We start from the raw sequence: 17162 nt of genomic DNA on the forward strand, positions 1-17162 counted from the left end.
TATGCAAACCGAAGAAACGACATTAGATAAAATAAGAACCCGACCGAGATTCAAAATGTTTACGCATTTGACTAAGGAAGAATATGCCGAAAATCTAAAGAAATATCTTGCCGAACATAAAGATGAATTTTCAGGAAACATCAACAAAGAAGTCGCAACCATCTGCGTTGAAACTGAATACGACAATTACTGGAAACCTCGACTATCATTAAGAATAGAGATAGAAGACGAACAGACCGCCATCCGAGGGGTTTTTGGCCCCAGTTCAGCAGTCTGGACATTTTTTATGTTCTTGTATTTCTCTTTTTCGATTTTTTGGATGGTTTTCTTCACGATGTATTATGTAGAAAAACAAATCAAAACCTTTGAATATCCTTGGGCACTACCCGCTTCATTTGTAATGATTTTCCTGATACTTTTAACGTATGCAGCAGCAAGGTTCGGGCAAAGCAAAGGCAAATATGAAATGCAAAAACTCAGACGATTTGCCGAAGAATCTACATTACAGTTTGAAAAAATTCAGGATATTTAAGGAGCGAGAGTCTTAGGATTCTCTGGCATTTGCTCAATTTGTGCTTTTGCCATTTTCATAGAATCCACTACTTTTTCTCTGTTCGCTTGTTCTTTTAAGATTTTCTCAATATTAGGCTCAATAAGCTTGCTCATTTGTTCAACAGAAATGTTATTGGAATTAGGATCATCCAAAAGTTTTTTCCACGGTTTTCTTGCGCCCCATTTGTAATCTCCGAAAACCATTACAGCAGTTCCTTTTGCTTTTGTAGTCGCACCTCCGGGGTTCAGAACCCAAGTATCAGCATAACCATACAGCCATTGGGCATCTTTCATCAACAATCTTAAACATGAATGCGATGCAGGATAACCGGGAAGGTCATATTGATGCCATCCGATTCCGCCGGTATTGAAAATATTGAAGTTATAAGGTAATTTCCATTCGCTGCTTACTGTAGAAGTGGATAATTTCTTTTTCCAGTTGGCAAACGTAAGACCTCTTGTTGTCTGTGCTGCTTTTTTTCCCATACTTGTAGGTCCCCATTTCACCAAACTTCCGTTTGAATAAACACCGTAAGCCTGAATCGGATAAGAAAAAATAACAAACTTTTTCACACCACTCAACACATCCATCTGCATTGGGAAAGGCGAATAAGACATCAAAGTCGTATCTATTTTTGCAGGAACAACTAAGGTGTCGGCATTCCATTTATTTTTTGAATCTAATCTGTTTAAAGCTAAAATAGCATAACGCTCTCTCTCACTATATTTTTTGCTGAATTCAGAATATATAGAATCTCTCATTTTTTTATCCTTTGGAAGAATAAAAGCATTATAAAAGCCTGTTTCCTGCATGGTTGGAGGTACAGATTCTTTCATTACTACAGAGTCTTTTTTAATGGAATCTTGTTTTACAGCAGGAGTTTCTGATGTAGAACTTGAAGTATCTTTTAAAGTGTCATTAATTTTTTCAATTTCTTTTTTACATGAAATTAAAAACAACGCGATTATACAGCTGTATAGGAATGATTTTTTCACAAATATGTTCATTATAATAAATTGGTCTTTTAATAGTTTTTCTACTCAATACAAATATCAGACCTAAAAATGGAATAATAATCACCATCTATGAAAATACCGTAAAAATACGGTGGTAAGCTCTACGGCGAGACTGCCATTTTTTGAGAAAGGATTAATTTTTTTCTTTGATTATTAGTCTTATCATTTATTTTTGCCTTTTTTAAAGCCTTTCCCTGGAATATTTCGTATACATTAACTCCTTTATCCAGAAAAGTAATTTTCTCAACAAAAATAACCTCTTTTGGAATATTAGCGCCAAACCATAATTCATCCGATTTTTGTTTCCAGGTTACTTCGTAAAGAACTGCATTTTGGGGATAATTGGAATTAAAATTAGTTTTAGCATAATTGAAAGCAATATCATTTCCATACAACGTCGACATTGTTTTTTCCTTTGGCTGAATAGAAGATGTGATAGGCTTCATCAGAAGCGGATTTTCTTTCAATTCATCACTTTGCTGAATGGATGCTTCTTCATTAAGAACATTTTTGGAATTCTGCTGACAAGAAATCAATAGTAGAAACCCGAAAATTAAATATAAACTATAGTTTTTCATTTTGCATTAATTTTTTTAAGTTGAGAAATCAAATATAACGGTGGAGTAAAAACATAATCCCGATCTGCGACAGGCGTATGACATTCGATACATTCCTGCTCAAAATTTGGGATATCTCCTCCATAAGGTTTTAAATCGCTTCCTTTCCATCTTGCCCAACCCCAGCCTTTTGTTTTTGAATATTTTTCGGCATCTTTAATCATAAATTCTACTGCTAAAAATTCACCTGAAGAAATATTTCCATTTGTTTCCATCTGTTGTTTCCAAACCGTTTTTGCAAACACTGCCCCATCCGGCCACGGATTTACTTTATGCTCTTGAATTGCTTTCACGGCAATATCATTTCCAAAAATAATCCGCATCGTTCCGTTATCAAAACGGTCTGTTGTGCTGATGGCTTTCCAATTTCGATAATCCGGAAAATAGTGTATTCCATTCGGAGCATCTTTTACATGAGGTTTCTTCAACTCTCCATTCACCCAAGAATTGTATTGTTTTTCCGCTTCTTTTATTTGAGAATCATCCGAAACTTTACGGGGAGCGATTGATAAAGCATAATTTTTCAACGTTTGAATCTGTTCCTGACTCAATTTCGCAGATGAATGAACAGCTGCATAACTCGGAAGTGGCATTTCACCGGACAAAACTTTGTTGATCGCATAATAAATCGTTGAATTCTGTTGTGCTTTTGGCCAAGAATCCCATTTTGAAAAGTTTAATACTCCGCGAGCTTCTTTAATGTGAGACGTAACCAGAAAATTGGCAGGAGTGATTTTATCGTACCATCTTAAATTCGTTTCTGAGGAGTGACAATCAAAACATGAGCTTCTCAAAATCGCATTGACTTCCTTTGGAACGTTGGTCAGATTTTGCGCTTTTGTTCCGTGATCAATTTTTTCAGGTCGAAAAAACTGTAAACCGACGAATCCGATAAACAAAACCAAGATCAGTTTATTTCTATTTTTCATGAGAGAATCATTTTATAGTTTATTTAAATTCTGAAATCGAAGTTATACTAAATCAACACTTTATCTTATAAATTTATTAATGAAAGGGAAAAATAAGACCTTAAAAGCGAATATTTTCTTGCAAATAAATGAGTAATTTTGAACCGAATTAGAAATTCTTCCATCATCAATGAAAAAGATCAATCTTTATACCATCACTTTTCTCGCAATAAGTATTGTTATTTTACTTATCAGTTTTTTTTCTTTCCGATATTTATATTCATCTTCTAAAAAAGATGTTTTCGACAGCACGTTCGAGGCTGGGAAAAGAGAAGCGAGGGAAATTGGTAAATTGTTAGAGTTACAACTTAAGCAAGGTCTTTCAAAAGAAACCGTTATTCAGAATCTTCAAAGTAGCATTGTCAATACAGATACTCAAAGCGGATTCATTTGTATGTATAATCAAAAGGGTATTGAACTTTGTCATCCCAATCCGGCTTTAATTGGTCGTAAAGTAGAGAAAAACAGCTCAGAATTTATTTTAGACAATGACAAGCAGTTTGATTTTCTTGAAATCCTAAATTCTGGAAAAGCGAATACAGGAATACACAATTTTAATAGAAACTCAAACCGTACCTCTGAAATTGTAAGTTTTTATCCGGTAGAAGGCAGTAATTGGATGGTAGCTTCACATGCCAACATTGATGTAATCGAAAAGCAGATTTCCGATCTATATTTAACTTTTTTAATTGTATTCTTACTTGCCACTTTATCAATTCTCGGAATAAGCTTCTTTCTGATCCGAATGATTTATAAAAAATATGAAAATCAGAAAAATGATGAAATTAAAAACCTTAATGATGAAGTTAATTCTTTAACAGCAATAAATACACAGCTTCATTTAATTCATGAAAAGCATAAAGAAAACAATAACAATTTCACAAGTGATGAATCAACTGAAAATTCAAAGAAAAGAATTATTACCTATCATAAAGACGAATTAATCTCTTTAGAAACCTCAGATATTGCTTATTTCTTTCTTGAGAATAATATTGTTTACATTAAAACATGCTCAGGAAATCAATATTCGATCAACTCGAGTCTTGATGAATTGATCAAAACTTTAGATCCACAACTATTTTACAGAGCCAATCGCCAATTTATTATTAATGTAAAAGCGATTAATAATATCCTTGTGTATGGCAAAAATCAATTAAAACTTGTCGTAAAACCTGAAAGTGATGAAATAATACTCATTAGTAAAAATAGAGTTGCAGAATTCAAAAAATGGCTGGAACAGTAACCTATTTTTTCTCGGAACAGATATAAAACCCGTATTTCATTCACACAATTTTAAATAGGTTTCTTAGCTTGGCCTACCCAACCTGGCGCATTATCAATTGTCTGCCTTAAAAACAAGTTTAACTGAGCCGAATGATGTTGAATATGTCTAATATTATAAATCAAAATTTCAAGCAACGAATAGTTTTTGTATTCGTTGATCCATCGTTCATTTAATTTTTCTGTTGTCAACTCCGATGTTAGTAAATATGCCTTTTGTCGGCAATGCTCTAAGTAGGTAAGCACTTCAATTTTTGTATATGTTCTGTCTGGCAGTTTACCAGATGGATCAAATTCTGAAAATGTAAAAGGTACTGGCGGAACAAATTTGCTTGGGTCGGTTGTTAAGTAATAGTCTGTCCAAAAAATACAGTGGTAGGAGGTATACCAAAATTCTCTTTCCGTATCCCAATGCTCTTTTGGATACATCACAATTGCATTTTCAAGCATATCTAAGCTCGCACCGAATTGAGTCCAAATTGACTCTCCTATTGATGTTGAATGTTCCATATTTTTTCGTCTAAAGTGTTATTTCTAGAGTTACCTCAAAAATACCATAATTTTAGACTTGTAGAATCTGTTTATCAAAAAGGTTATAAACAAAAAAACTCTTCAATTTATTTTGAAGAGTTTAAATAGATCTTGCGATCCGGACTTACGTAATGCAGAACCGTTTGTATTTATAAACCAGAATATTATCTAAATTCAACAAACTCCATGGGGATCAAAACATTTGGGTTTTCACCTTTTTCATAATGAATTACGGAAAATTAAATAACTCTATCTCAACAGTTTGCAGAAAATCACCTTTAATAGCCATATGACATTTATATTTTTGATTGATATATATATCTTTTACCGAGTAAATAGTACTATTTATCACAGTTGTATTATCATCCCCTATTTCAAATGATCCAAGATCTAAACTAAGACCGTATCCTGTAGCCTTAATTACAGATTCTTTTTGTGTCCAAAGAGAGATAAAACTATGCATCGCATTTTGAGAATTGTGTATAAATTCCCATTCATGCGTAGTAAAAAAAAAATTAAAATTATTTATATTGATATCTTGTAATTTTTCTATATCAATACCTATCTCATTTATATCTGTAATAGCACAAACAACAATATCATCAGTGTGCGAAATAGTAAAGAAAATATTAGTATTTTTAAAATAGGGTTTTTGATTTGAATTGTACACCAATTTTTCAATACTTAAATTTAAATCAAATGTTTTTATCAGATTATCTAATAATAGACGTCCGATTATTGACGCTTGTACATTCTCCCATTTTTTATATCTCGAAACTCTCTGTTGAAAATCCAAGGGCATTTCAACAAGTTTTTCTTTAAAAAAAAAGTTATGTTTACTCTTATCAATATATGAATATAATATTTTCAACATTTTTATATCTGTATATTTCCAAAAGGAAGTGGACATTTCATTAAAAAGTGATCTGATTTTTTAAAATTAGTCTAAAATCTGATTCCCTCAAAATTTTTCTAACTTTTATAGAATCAAAAATAATAAAGAATAATTCTTGTTAATATTTTACAATTTCATTTTATCATTGCAATTTCGAATGTTTTTTTTTAATTAATTTTATGGATAATACTAATACCAAGTTTTAACATAAAATTTTAAACCATGAAAAAAGAATTAGACACAGTAAACTTCCATTCGAATGATTTTTTGGAAAACAATTTTCAGAATAATGCAGTCGATATTGTAAAACAAATTGAGAAAATCTCGAAAGAGTATCCTGAAAAAAATGCCATCGTCGATGGTTCTGAAAAAACCACGTATCAAAAACTTAATGCAAAAGCCAATCAATTAGCACATTATTTACAAACTCAGAATATTGAAAAAGGAGGATTGATCGGAGTTTGTATTCCTCAATCAACAAACCGTATCATTGCTTTTTTAGCTATTTTAAAATCGGGAGCAACTTATTTACCTATCGATGGTGAATTACCACAAGCCCGAATCCAGATGATGATTGATGATTCAAAAATCAAACTGATGCTCAGCGTAGAGCAATATTTAGATAAAGTAAACAATGATCAGACACAAACTATTGCATTAGATTCTTTAATTTCTGATGAAAATTTTCAAAATAGGTCAACCGAGAATCTTTTAATTGATATTTTACCCGATAATCCTGCATACGTAATCTACACTTCCGGTAGTACAGGAATGCCAAAAGGAGTGATTATTTCACATCATTCTTTTTATAATTTTGTACAATATCAGGCAAAATTTTTAGCCTTATCGGCTGATAATGTAACCCTGCAATTTGCTTCTCCGAGTTTTGATGCTGCTATAATAGATATTTGGACACCTTTAATTAAGGGTGCAACGATACATTTATATCCAAATAATAAAATTGTAAGCGAACCGCTTTTAGATTTTATTGTTACTCATCATATCGACACCGTTCCTTTAATGCCTCCGATGGTGTTGGCATCGTTACCTTTGAACAAACCTATCGGAAATCTCCACACAATAGCCATTGGTGGTGAAGCCTGTACTGAAAACACCATAAAATCATGGTACAAAAAGATACGTTTAATTAATAGTTATGGACCAACCGAAGCCACTGTTGCGGTAAGTAATTTTGAATTTAAAGAAGAAATTAATCCAAAAATTATCGGGTCTGCAATGCCATTTGTTGATGTATTGCTATTAGACGAAAATTTGAAACCTGTTGCAGAAGGTACTGTTGGAGAAATTTATATTGGGGGCTCTCAACTGGCGTTAGGATATTTACATCGTGAAGAAGACACTATAAAATCTTTTATCCAGGCTCCGGAATGGCTTTTGGATCAATTAAATAAAGGCACAACACTTTATAAAACGGGAGATATGGCTTTGCGAAGAGAAGATGGAAATCTTGAGTTTTATGGAAGAAAAGACGATCAGGTTAAAATCAGAGGGTACAGAATAGAACTTGCTGAGATAGAATATAATATCTCAAAATTACCACAGATCACTCAAAGTGCGGTTAAAGTACAGAGAAAAGAAAATGGTTTACCGGCTTTAATTGCTTTTATTCAACTTGCAACCGATGAAGATCAAACAAAAGTTTTACAGAATATAAAGGCTAAACTACAACAGGTGATGCCTGCCTATATGCTTCCTGACAAGATTTTTATTGTAGATCAAATGCCTTTGAACCATGCCGGAAAAATTGATAAAAAACTCTTAGAAACCCCCAAAAATCAAACAAAAAACAGTAACCTGCCGAAATGGAAAGAAGATAATTTGATCCAAGTCGTGACGCACATCTGGAAAGATCTTCTTTCGCTGAAAGAAGTTAATGAAGAAGATGACTTTTTTGAATTAGGAGGTCATTCTTTGTTGCTTGCTCAGCTGCACATGCTGCTTCCTGAACCTGTCAGAAATCTTATCAGTTTGCCGGAACTTTATATCTATACCACTATTTCAGCTTTTGTTAAAGAGATTGAAAATCGAATGGTAAAAACAGAAATTTCGCAAAAAAGTAAAGCTGAAATGATGATCAGCGAATTGATAAAAGATTCGGAATTACATATTGATTTTACGATAAATGAATCACCAGATCCGGAGATCTTAAAGAATCCTAAAAGTATTTTTTTAACAGGAACAACGGGTTTTGTAGGATCTCATTTATTAGAAGAACTTTTACAGCAGACTTCAGCAAATATTTACTGTTTGGTCCGTGCTTCATCCTCGAAAGAAGGACTGGAGCGTATTAAAGCTACTTTTAAAAAATTTAAATTATCGTGGTCGATCGATTATGACAGTCGTGTTATTGCGATGATTGGAGATTTATCCTTGCCTTGTTTCGGTATGGAAAATGAAAACTACAGTTTCATTACAAATCATATTGAAGTCATTTATCATTCGGGAAGTTCGGTGAGCTACGTACAGCCGTATTCTTTAATTAAAAAATCGAATATTGATGGTTTACATAATATCATTGATCTTGCGGTGGCAGGAAAAATAAAATTTCTGATGTTGCTGTCTTCCATGGGCGTATTTAGCTGGGGAAGACCTTTCACAAAGAAAACATGGATGTATGAAGATGATTCTATCGACCAAAATATGGCAGCAGTTTCCAGAGATCTGGGATATATAAAAAGCAAATGGGTAATGGAAAGTATTGCTGAAAAAGCGCGACAAAAAGGGCTTCCTATTACGAATTTCAGGTTAGGTTTTGCAGTTTGTCACAGTACTTCCGGCGCAACCGTGATGAATCAATGGTGGGGATCGCTTATTAGAAGCTGTGTTGAGCTTAATTCGTTTCCGCTTGTCATGGGATTAAAAGATGAACTAACGACGGTAGATTACATGTGTAAAGCCATCATGCACATCAGTAAAAAGAAAGAAGCGGTCGGACTCAATTTCCACCTTTCTCCTTTACCGGAAAATGATGTTTCACTCACCGATTTCTGCGCCAAAATAAATGAATATTATGATATCAATTTAAAAGGAATGGAATATCATCAATGGCTCAATCAATGGAAATATGATAATAATTTGCCGATTTATCCTTTACTAAGCCTATTCACAGAAGATGTACACGAAGGGAAATCATTAGTAGAAGCCTATGAAAATACCTATTATTATGACAGAAGCAATACGCAGCAGTTTTTAGCGGATACCAATTTAACGCCTCCTGTTTTCGATAAAAAGCTGATGACTCCTTATCTGGAATTTATGGGAGTTCTTTAAAGATTAATTCTTTTTTAATTCTGGATGTTTGATAAGCGAATTGTGAATGTTTGTGTTTAAATTATATTTGGAGTCAAATTAGATAAAATAATAGAAAATCATATCAATTTTAAAAAACGAGTTCTGAAGTTTTTCCTTTTTTTTGCAAAAAAAGCAAGATCGTTTTTATAGGTACAACTTGAAAAATTTGTACGTAGAAAGATACGTGTTGCCAATCAAAGTATGTTGGTTTTTTAGAGTTCTGAAAATCAATTATAGTATTTGTAATCAGTAGATTTTGTTTTTTTTGCAAATTTTAATAGAAAAGTAGTCAACCTTAATCTGTAATTCGGATTTATGCACTCCCTCATTTGCATGAAACCTAATTATCCCTAAAAATAAATTTTCAAAATTGCATTTAGTACAGCCAGACTTCTACTGAAACAGATAGTTCTTCTGTTCAGCCTTTTCAGAGAGATTCCTAATGTTAAATTGATATTGTTAAATAAAAATGGTTGCAAGTTCATTTGTAAGTGGCTACAACTTTGTCTATCAATAGTTATAAACGAAAAAAGTCGCCAATTGGCGACTTTTTCACTCGAGCGATCCGGACGGGACTCGAACCCGCGACCTCCGCCGTGACAGGGCGGCATTCTAACCAGCTGAACTACCGGATCAATTTTTTTAAAGTAAATTGAGAAAACTTCTGCGATCCGGACGGGACTCGAACCCGCGACCTCCGCCGTGACAGGGCGGCATTCTAACCAGCTGAACTACCGGATCAATTTTTTTAAAGTAAATTGAGAAAACTTTTTGCGATCCGGACGGGACTCGAACCCGCGACCTCCGCCGTGACAGGGCGGCATTCTAACCAGCTGAACTACCGGATCAAATTTTCGTTGTTGTAAATTTAAAGAACTATGTTTCTTTTTTGTGATTGCAAAGCTACAACTTTTTCCCTTACCTGCAAATTATTTAGTAAAAAAAAGCCTCCCAAAAACGGAAGGCATTCATTATCAAACTTATTTTTTTTATAAGTGTGCAGTTAATTTCTCAGCGATCGTCTCTTTTGGAGCTACTCCAACGATTTTATCAACAACCTCACCGTTTCTAAAAATTAGAACTGTAGGGATATTTCTGATACCATATTGCATAGAAATTTCCTGATTGTTGTCTACATCTACCTTTCCTACTATTGCTTTTCCATCAAAATCTGTTGCCACTTCTTCGATGATTGGTCCCAAAGTTCTACATGGTCCACACCATACTGCCCAAAAGTCAACCAATACCGGTTGTTCATTTGATTTTGAAAGTATCTCCGCGAATGAGCTATCTGTAATTTCTAAAGCCATTTTATTTTTTATTTTTAATTAATATTATATTCTTTTTAATCGTTGATTTCGATATTCAAAATTACTACTTTTCAGTAATAAGACTATCTATGCTCAACATTTGTTTTTTCTATAGCGTAATCGCTTGAAATCTCTTTCAAAGCACTTACCAAAGCATCAATTTCAGCTTTAGTTGTCATATGACTAAACGAAATACGTAACGGTGTACAACCATCCATCTCATCCTCAGATAAAACCATCATCATCACCATTGAAGGTTTTGAAGCTCCCGAAGAGCAAGCACTTCCCTGAGAAATGGCGATTCCTTTCATATCCAACTGAAGTCCTATCAGAGGGTTTTTATAAGGCAGTAAAGCACTTAAAACCGTGTAAAGACTGTTTTCCTTTTCAGCACTTCTTCCGTTGAATTTAATGCCTGAAACCTCAGCAGACAATCTTTCAATTGCGTAGTCTTTAATTTCCTGCATATGGGTTGCATAAGCTTCCATATTTTTAATAGAAATCTCTAATGCTTTGCCTAAACCAACAATTCCTGCAACATTTTCAGTTCCTGCTCTCAGGCTTCTTTCCTGAGGTCCGCCTGTGATAATACCTTTTAATCCTGATGCTTTTCTGATGAAAGCAAAACCTGCACCTTTTGGACCGTGGAATTTATGGGCACTGCAAGAAGCGAAATCTACAGCAATATCAGAAAAATCCAACGGCATATGAGCCATTGTCTGAACTGTATCTGAATGGAAAAGTGCATTATTTGCCTTGCACAATTCTGCTATCCTTTTAATATCGTAAATATTTCCGATCTCGTTGTTGACATGCATTAAGCTTACCAACGTTTTCTTATCGGAAGCTTTTAATAATTCCTCTAATTTATTAAGATCAATATCACCTTTTTCGTTAGGACGAATATAAGCTACCTCTACTCCTTTTCTGTTTTTCATATCCAAAATACTCTCAGAAACACATTTATGTTCCAAAGGAGAGCTGATGATCCTTTCTACTCCAAGGTTTTCTACGCTGGATTTGATGATCATATTATTAGATTCTGTTCCACAAGAGGTAAAAATGATCTCAGCCGGAGTTACGTGAAGATAATCTGCGATCTGCCTTCTTACATTTTCAAGAAGAATTTTTGCTTCCTGACCGAAGCTGTGAGTTGAAGACGGATTCCCGAAATTCATCTTCATGGTGCCTACCATTGCATCAATAACTTCTTCCGAAAGAGGCGTTGTTGCAGCGTTATCTAAATATATTTTATTCATTTTTATTTTGAATATTTTAATTCTACAGAATTGAATTGATAGTCTGAAGGAACGGTAAATAATACCCAAGGATTTGATATCACCTGTATTTCCATCCCGCCAGATTCTACGAACGGAACTTCTACGTACAGAATATTGTTTTTCACAGAAACACTTTTAATTTCTGAAATTCTGTGATCCCCCGATCTGAACATTCCTAAGTTATATAAAACTACTTTTTTATCTTTTGGAAATTTTGGATAATTAATTGCAGGCTCAGCTCCGGCTTCTACGATAAGATTTGAGTTACCACCTTTCACCGCTTTTTGAAGCTCCTGTTCATTTTTAATAATTGAAAATCCGGGCTGATCTGCTCCACCTTGAGATTCTGAGACAAGAATTTCCCCGTTTTTCTGCATATCTTGTGATTTTTTTGATGATTGGGCAGTCTGCGAAACTGCACTCGTGCAGCTCATAAAGAGCGCCAAAAACCAAATAAGTAGTTTATTCATTTTTACTTTTTTACTCACCCAAAATTAGTGAAAAAATTGGTAATGTCCTTCATTCGCCCATTTAAGCATTTGCTTATCTCCCGAAGTATCGCCAAAAGCAATAATTTTATCGTATTTAGAATTGCTTATTTCTTCTTTTATTCTCATTAATTTTTCGTTTCCGTTGCAGTTTTTACCAATGAAATTTCCTGTGAAAACTCCGTTTTTAAACTCTGCACGCGTGGAAACAAGCTGCATTTGTAATGCTTCGGCAAATGGTTTTGTCCAGATATCTAATGAGGCAGTGACCAATAAACTTTGTGTATTATCTCTATCGATATTATGAATAAAATCGAGCGCATTTTCGCGAACGATTTTTGGATAGTTCTCTTCAAAGAATTGCTTGGCTTTTTTCTCTATTTTCTCCTGAGTCTGCCCTTTCAGGATAGATCCGATGAAACTTTTCTTTACTTTTTCAGTTTCGGCCAATTTTAATTTTAATAAAATGAAAAGCGGAATATGTCTTAAAAATTGTACCCGAAACTTGGCAGAATCATAAAATTTAAGATACATAAACATGGTATCTTTATAGGTAAGGGTTCCGTCAAAATCAAAACAATACAATTTTTTCATTTTAATTAAAGCTTTAATTTTTTAAATATAAATTCAGGAATATTCCTGATGATCATCATTATAACGCCCCAAATTGGTAAAACGTATACAACGTCTTTCTGTTTTTTGAATGCTTTATAAATACAAGCCGCAGCCTGTTTTGGAGTTGCCGTTAATTTTGGATTTAAAGGTAAGCCTTCTGTCATTTTTGTGGCCATAAAACCAGGTTTTACCGTCATGACATGAACTTTTTTCTCAAATAAATAATTCCTTAGTCCGCTTAAATAAGCCGTAAAAGCTGCTTTTGCGCTTCCGTAAATGAAATTACTCTGTCTTCCTCGATCTCCTGCTACAGACGACAATCCGATAATTGTTCCTGATCTTCTGCTTTCAAATTTTTGGGCAAAATAATTCATCACAGGAACTAATTTTGAGTAATTAATATCAATAATTCTCTCCGTATTTTTATTGTCGTACAGACTTTCTTCCGTTCCGTCTCCCAAATATCCTGTTGCACAAAATAATACATTTGAATTGACATAATCAAACTGATTATAATCAATTTCCTTCATCAGATCCAGTTCTATCACCTCAGATTGCTGTAAAAACATCACATCAATATGTCTTGCAAATCTCTCCGTAGTTTCTTTGCTAGACGTGAAAAGATAGATTTTTTCAAACTTTTCGCCTTCCTGCAAAGCTTTTTCAACAAAAGCCTGAGCTACCTCAGACGTACTTCCCAGAACTATCATTTATGAATTATTATTTATGATTCTTTTGTGCTGTAAAGACACAAATTTGGAACTTTGAACATTTTTAAGATAATTGGTCAGCGATGATCTACTCATGCTGTCTTTGGTAAGATAAATCCTTCCTCCGAACTCATGAACGATACTGTCTAATTGCTCAACCAATTTTTTCAGCTTTGAATTAACTTTAAAATCCAGCGCCAACGTATAACCTTCAAAAGGAAACGAATTGTATGCGTCAGGATTATTCTTTCCGAAAAGTTTTAAAACTGCCAGGAAAGAACCGTTTCCGCTATTTGCAATGGTTTCAAGGATTTTTTTCATTCCTTCTTTACCTGTTTCTTTCGGAATTACCATCTGATATTGTATAAAACCAGATTTTCCATAAATTTTATTCCATTCATTAACAGCGTCTAAAGGATAGAAAAATGTTTCATAATCAATAAAACTTTTTACTTCTTTTTTAGACTGCTTTTTATAATATAACAGATTAAAAATCTTCACCGTAAGTGAATTCAAAACAAAATTCGGAAAGTAAAAAGGAACCGTCGGCTGTAATTTTTTCTTTAACCTTAAAGGATTCTTGGTTAAATTCTGTGGAAGCTCATGTTGAAAAGCATGTTCACCTCTCATCAAAATACTTCTTCCGATATTTTTTCCTTTTTGAAGGCAGTCGATCCACGCAACAGTGTACGTCCAACTTTCACTTTCTTCAAATAAAGTAAAAATTTCGTCAAGATTTTCTGCTTTAATACTTTCCTGACGAATGTAGGCAGATTCTATATTTTTAAGCTTAAATTTTGCGGTAAGAATGATTCCTGTAAGACCCATTCCGCCAATTGTAGCCCAGAATTTTTCGATATTTTCTTCTCTTGAACAAGTGATGATATCGCCGTTTTCAGTCATTAATTTAAACTCTATCACATATTCCGAAAAACAGCCTTCTGCATGATGATTTTTACCATGAACATCAGATGCGATCGCTCCACCCACAGAAACAAACTTCGTTCCCGGCGTTACGTATAAAAAATAACCTTGCGGAACAGAAATTTCAAGAACTTCGGAAAGTAAAACTCCCGATTCGCATTCTAAAATTCCGTTCAAACGGTCAAAACTTATGAATTTATTTAATTTTTTAGTAGAAAATATGTGTTCACCCAATGAAGCATCTCCGTAACATCTTCCGTTTCCTCTTGCAATGACTTCATTATGATTAATGACAAAATCTTTTATTTTTTTGAAGCTGTCCTCAGACTTCATTTCTTTTTCCACTATGGGAAAATTGCCCCAGTTTGTGACTTTTTGTATAAAATTCGGCTTCATTTTTTAAAGTAAATTTGAATTAAAAATGCAGCCACCCATAATAATAAGGTAACCTGTATATATCTGTCTCTGTAGACAATTTTTGTAGGAGATTCTGTTCTGTTGTACACCAATGTCTGCTGTAAATATCTTAAAAAAGCAAAAACAACAAAAATTACGGTATAAAAAACTCTTTCATGAAATCTTGCCTGAACTTCTCTCGATAACGTAAACATCAAATAACAAACGATCGCCAATGTTACAGAAATTGAAAGTGCAATGTCTGCAAACTGTACATTATAACCATCTAATGCTTTTCTTGTTTTCCCTGAAACCTGAGCATTGATAAGCTCTCCACGCCTTTTACCGATTGCTAAAACCAATGCCAAAACAAAAGTCAGTAAGATTGCCCATTGGGAAATATTAATTCCTGTAATATAACCTCCGGCTAAAACTCTTAAAACAAATCCTGTCGCGATAATAAAAATATCAATAATAGGAACATGCTTTAATTTGAATGTATAAGCCAGATTCATTACAAAATACATCCCAATAATCGTTGCAAATTTCCAAAGGTTTTCATGAAAATAGGTTTGTGCCAAGAATACGAGCGCAATATCAACAATCATTAAGCCAACAAGAATTCCTATCGCTCTTGATTTTGATATGGCTCCGCTGGCCAAAGGTCTTCTGCGTTTTTCAGGGTGTTTGCTGTCTGCTTCAATATCATTATAATCATTTAAGATATAAACAACACTGGCAGCCAACGAAAAAATAACAAAAGCAAAAATACTTTTTGTAAGTAATTCTACATTTTTGATATTACCTGAAAAAAAGAGGGGGACAAATACAAAAAGGTTTTTCACCCATTGCTCTACACGAAGTAGTTTTAAATATTTCTTCATCTATGGTATTTCAATTGCAAAAATAATGAATTCAAAATAAAAAATGGTTGCATAAAAATACAAAAAAAACCGCCGAAGCGGTCTTTAAGAAAATATTTATATGTTAAATTAATTACTGCCCTTGTTTAGCATCATTAATCATTTTTTCATTTGCTGTAATGGCAAACTCTACTCTTCTGTTTTTAGCTCTTCCTTCGTCTGTATCGTTTGTTGCAACCGGCATGCTTTCACCTTCTCCTTTAGCAAACATTCTGTTTGAAGCTATACCTTTAGATAACAAATAAGATTTTACAGAATTAGCTCTTCTTTCTGAAAGTGAAAGATTGTAAGCATCTGTTCCTTTATCATCTGTGTGTCCGTAAATATTGATATTAGTATCAGGATTGTTTACCAAAACCTGTGCTAACTTATCTAAATTTGTTTTAGTCACTGATGTAAGATCTGAAGAATTGAATGCAAAATTTACAATACTTTCATTCATTGTAATTTTAATACCATCTCCTACTCTTTCTACTTCAGCTCCCGGTAAAGTTTCTTTGATGTCTTTAGCCTGCTTATCCATTTTGTTACCGATAACGTTACCTGCAACACCACCAATAATACCTCCTAATACAGCTCCTAAAGCTCCATTTCCGCCTTTACCTACATTATTCCCTAAAATACCACCAAGTACGGCTCCTGAAACAGCTCCTGCTGCAGTACCTCTCTGTTGATGATTAGAATTTTGTACTGCCTCACAACTTGTCAATAGTAATGCTGATGATAAGAAAAGGCCTCCGATATATGATTTATTAAATTTCATCTTTTTTAATCTTTTATGTTTATAATTATTTCATTCCAGTTCTCTCGAAGTTGTAAACAACTTTTACAGTACTTCCGTCAAACGGAACATCTTGCTCTAAAGAAAACTGATCTGTAGTCTGATTGATCACATCTAAAGTATATCCTGCTAAATTTTGCTTAGCTTTAGTTCCATCAGCAATTTTTTTGAACATAAAAGTATTTCCGTCTTTTACTTCAAATTTGATAGGCTGAGTAAATCCAGAACCACAGTTTCCGCCACCGTTTACCGTAATAGCTCCTGTGTAGTTATTTGGAATAAATCTCCAATGACTTCCTACAAAACACTGAGCATCAATCCCTTCATCAAAAGGTTTAATTTTAAGTCCTTTGTCGTAATTTATGCTTACAATCTGCCAATCCCCTTTTAATTTAAGAAATTCTGATCTCTGATTCTGTGATGTTTCAGCTTTCTTTACTGTGGAACAAGACACTGCAAAAAGTGATGTTCCTAACATCCCTGCAAGTAGTAACTTTTTCATTTTGTTGTTTATTATTTTGTTACTATAAAGTTATAAAAAACCGTGCCAAAATTGCATAAT

Annotated in this window: 17 protein-coding genes and 3 tRNA genes; 3 read left to right on the forward strand and 17 right to left on the reverse strand. The window is 33.7% G+C overall.

The genetic code is table 11. From position 1 onward, the window contains the following. Position 1 precedes the first annotated feature (1 nt). Positions 2–532, forward strand: coding sequence for a hypothetical protein (locus A0O34_RS03030; RefSeq protein ID WP_066750974.1), 531 nt, complete (start codon positions 2–4; stop codon positions 530–532). Here the strand turns inward: A0O34_RS03030 and A0O34_RS03035 are convergent. The 3 genes from A0O34_RS03035 to A0O34_RS03045 form a co-directional block, all read right to left on the reverse strand. After that, complete coding sequence (locus A0O34_RS03035) at positions 529–1548, reverse strand: L,D-transpeptidase (RefSeq protein ID WP_066759461.1); 1020 nt, start codon at positions 1546–1548, stop codon at positions 529–531. The genes A0O34_RS03030 and A0O34_RS03035 overlap by 4 nt on opposite strands. Positions 1549–1670: 122 nt before the next feature. Beyond that, positions 1671–2147, reverse strand: a complete 477-nt coding sequence (locus tag A0O34_RS03040) for a hypothetical protein (RefSeq protein ID WP_066750975.1) — start codon at positions 2145–2147, stop codon at positions 1671–1673. After that, on the reverse strand, positions 2144–3115 hold the full coding sequence (locus tag A0O34_RS03045; protein WP_066750976.1) for a heme-binding domain-containing protein: 972 nt from the start codon (positions 3113–3115) through the stop codon (positions 2144–2146). The genes A0O34_RS03040 and A0O34_RS03045 overlap by 4 nt, the downstream gene beginning before the upstream one ends. A gap of 169 nt (positions 3116–3284) precedes the next feature. Here A0O34_RS03045 and A0O34_RS03050 point away from each other — a divergent pair, with 169 nt between their 5' ends. Further along, a complete protein-coding gene (locus tag A0O34_RS03050; RefSeq protein ID WP_066750978.1) occupies positions 3285–4397 on the forward strand; it encodes a LytTR family transcriptional regulator DNA-binding domain-containing protein in 1113 nt (370 codons plus the stop codon). A gap of 50 nt (positions 4398–4447) precedes the next feature. Here the strand turns inward: A0O34_RS03050 and A0O34_RS03055 are convergent, their stop codons facing one another. Both A0O34_RS03055 and A0O34_RS03060 read right to left on the reverse strand, forming a co-directional pair. Further along, complete coding sequence (locus A0O34_RS03055; RefSeq protein ID WP_066750980.1) at positions 4448–4945, reverse strand: DinB family protein; 498 nt, start codon at positions 4943–4945, stop codon at positions 4448–4450. Between the two features lie 250 nt (positions 4946–5195). Continuing rightward, on the reverse strand, positions 5196–5840 hold the full coding sequence (locus A0O34_RS03060; protein ID WP_157885936.1) for a 4'-phosphopantetheinyl transferase family protein: 645 nt from the start codon (positions 5838–5840) through the stop codon (positions 5196–5198). A 243-nt stretch (positions 5841–6083) separates the two neighbouring features. On the opposite strand from A0O34_RS03060, the gene A0O34_RS03065 reads away from it, so the two are divergent. After that, on the forward strand, positions 6084–9152 hold the full coding sequence (locus A0O34_RS03065) for an amino acid adenylation domain-containing protein (RefSeq protein ID WP_066750985.1): 3069 nt from the start codon (positions 6084–6086) through the stop codon (positions 9150–9152). Positions 9153–9734: 582 nt separating this feature from the next. Here the strand turns inward: A0O34_RS03065 and A0O34_RS03070 are convergent. The 12 genes from A0O34_RS03070 to A0O34_RS03125 all read right to left on the reverse strand — a co-directional run bounded on the left by A0O34_RS03070 (position 9735) and on the right by A0O34_RS03125 (position 17102). After that, positions 9735–9808 (reverse strand) — tRNA-Asp (locus A0O34_RS03070). A 32-nt stretch (positions 9809–9840) separates the two neighbouring features. Continuing rightward, a tRNA-Asp gene (locus tag A0O34_RS03075) sits at positions 9841–9914 on the reverse strand. Positions 9915–9947: 33 nt separating this feature from the next. Continuing rightward, positions 9948–10021: transfer RNA gene (locus A0O34_RS03080), tRNA-Asp, on the reverse strand. Between the two features lie 141 nt (positions 10022–10162). Then, complete coding sequence (trxA, locus tag A0O34_RS03085) at positions 10163–10483, reverse strand: thioredoxin (RefSeq protein WP_066750987.1); 321 nt, start codon at positions 10481–10483, stop codon at positions 10163–10165. A gap of 83 nt (positions 10484–10566) precedes the next feature. Then, entirely contained in the window at positions 10567–11742 is a 1176-nt protein-coding gene (locus A0O34_RS03090) for a cysteine desulfurase family protein (protein WP_066750989.1), read from the reverse strand. Between the two features lie 2 nt (positions 11743–11744). Next, a complete protein-coding gene (locus tag A0O34_RS03095) occupies positions 11745–12233 on the reverse strand; it encodes a hypothetical protein (RefSeq protein WP_066750990.1) in 489 nt (162 codons plus the stop codon). Positions 12234–12257: 24 nt separating this feature from the next. Then, positions 12258–12845, reverse strand: a complete 588-nt coding sequence (locus A0O34_RS03100) for an HAD family hydrolase (RefSeq protein ID WP_066750993.1) — start codon at positions 12843–12845, stop codon at positions 12258–12260. Positions 12846–12850: 5 nt separating this feature from the next. Continuing rightward, on the reverse strand, positions 12851–13576 hold the full coding sequence (locus tag A0O34_RS03105; protein WP_066750996.1) for an SDR family NAD(P)-dependent oxidoreductase: 726 nt from the start codon (positions 13574–13576) through the stop codon (positions 12851–12853). Beyond that, a complete protein-coding gene (locus A0O34_RS03110; protein ID WP_066751007.1) occupies positions 13577–14896 on the reverse strand; it encodes an FAD-binding oxidoreductase in 1320 nt (439 codons plus the stop codon). Beyond that, positions 14893–15780: a decaprenyl-phosphate phosphoribosyltransferase gene (locus tag A0O34_RS03115; protein WP_066751011.1), complete on the reverse strand. Its 888-nt coding sequence runs from the start codon at positions 15778–15780 to the stop codon at positions 14893–14895. The genes A0O34_RS03110 and A0O34_RS03115 overlap by 4 nt, the downstream gene beginning before the upstream one ends. A 112-nt stretch (positions 15781–15892) precedes the next feature. Continuing rightward, a complete protein-coding gene (locus A0O34_RS03120) occupies positions 15893–16582 on the reverse strand; it encodes a YiaD family glycine zipper/OmpA-like lipoprotein (protein WP_066751014.1) in 690 nt (229 codons plus the stop codon). Positions 16583–16607: 25 nt separating this feature from the next. Beyond that, entirely contained in the window at positions 16608–17102 is a 495-nt protein-coding gene (locus tag A0O34_RS03125; RefSeq protein WP_066751015.1) for a lipocalin-like domain-containing protein, read from the reverse strand. Positions 17103–17162 lie beyond the last annotated feature (60 nt).

Origin of the sequence: Chryseobacterium glaciei (assembly GCF_001648155.1) — a bacterium.
GTDB lineage: Bacteria > Bacteroidota > Bacteroidia > Flavobacteriales > Weeksellaceae > Chryseobacterium > Chryseobacterium glaciei.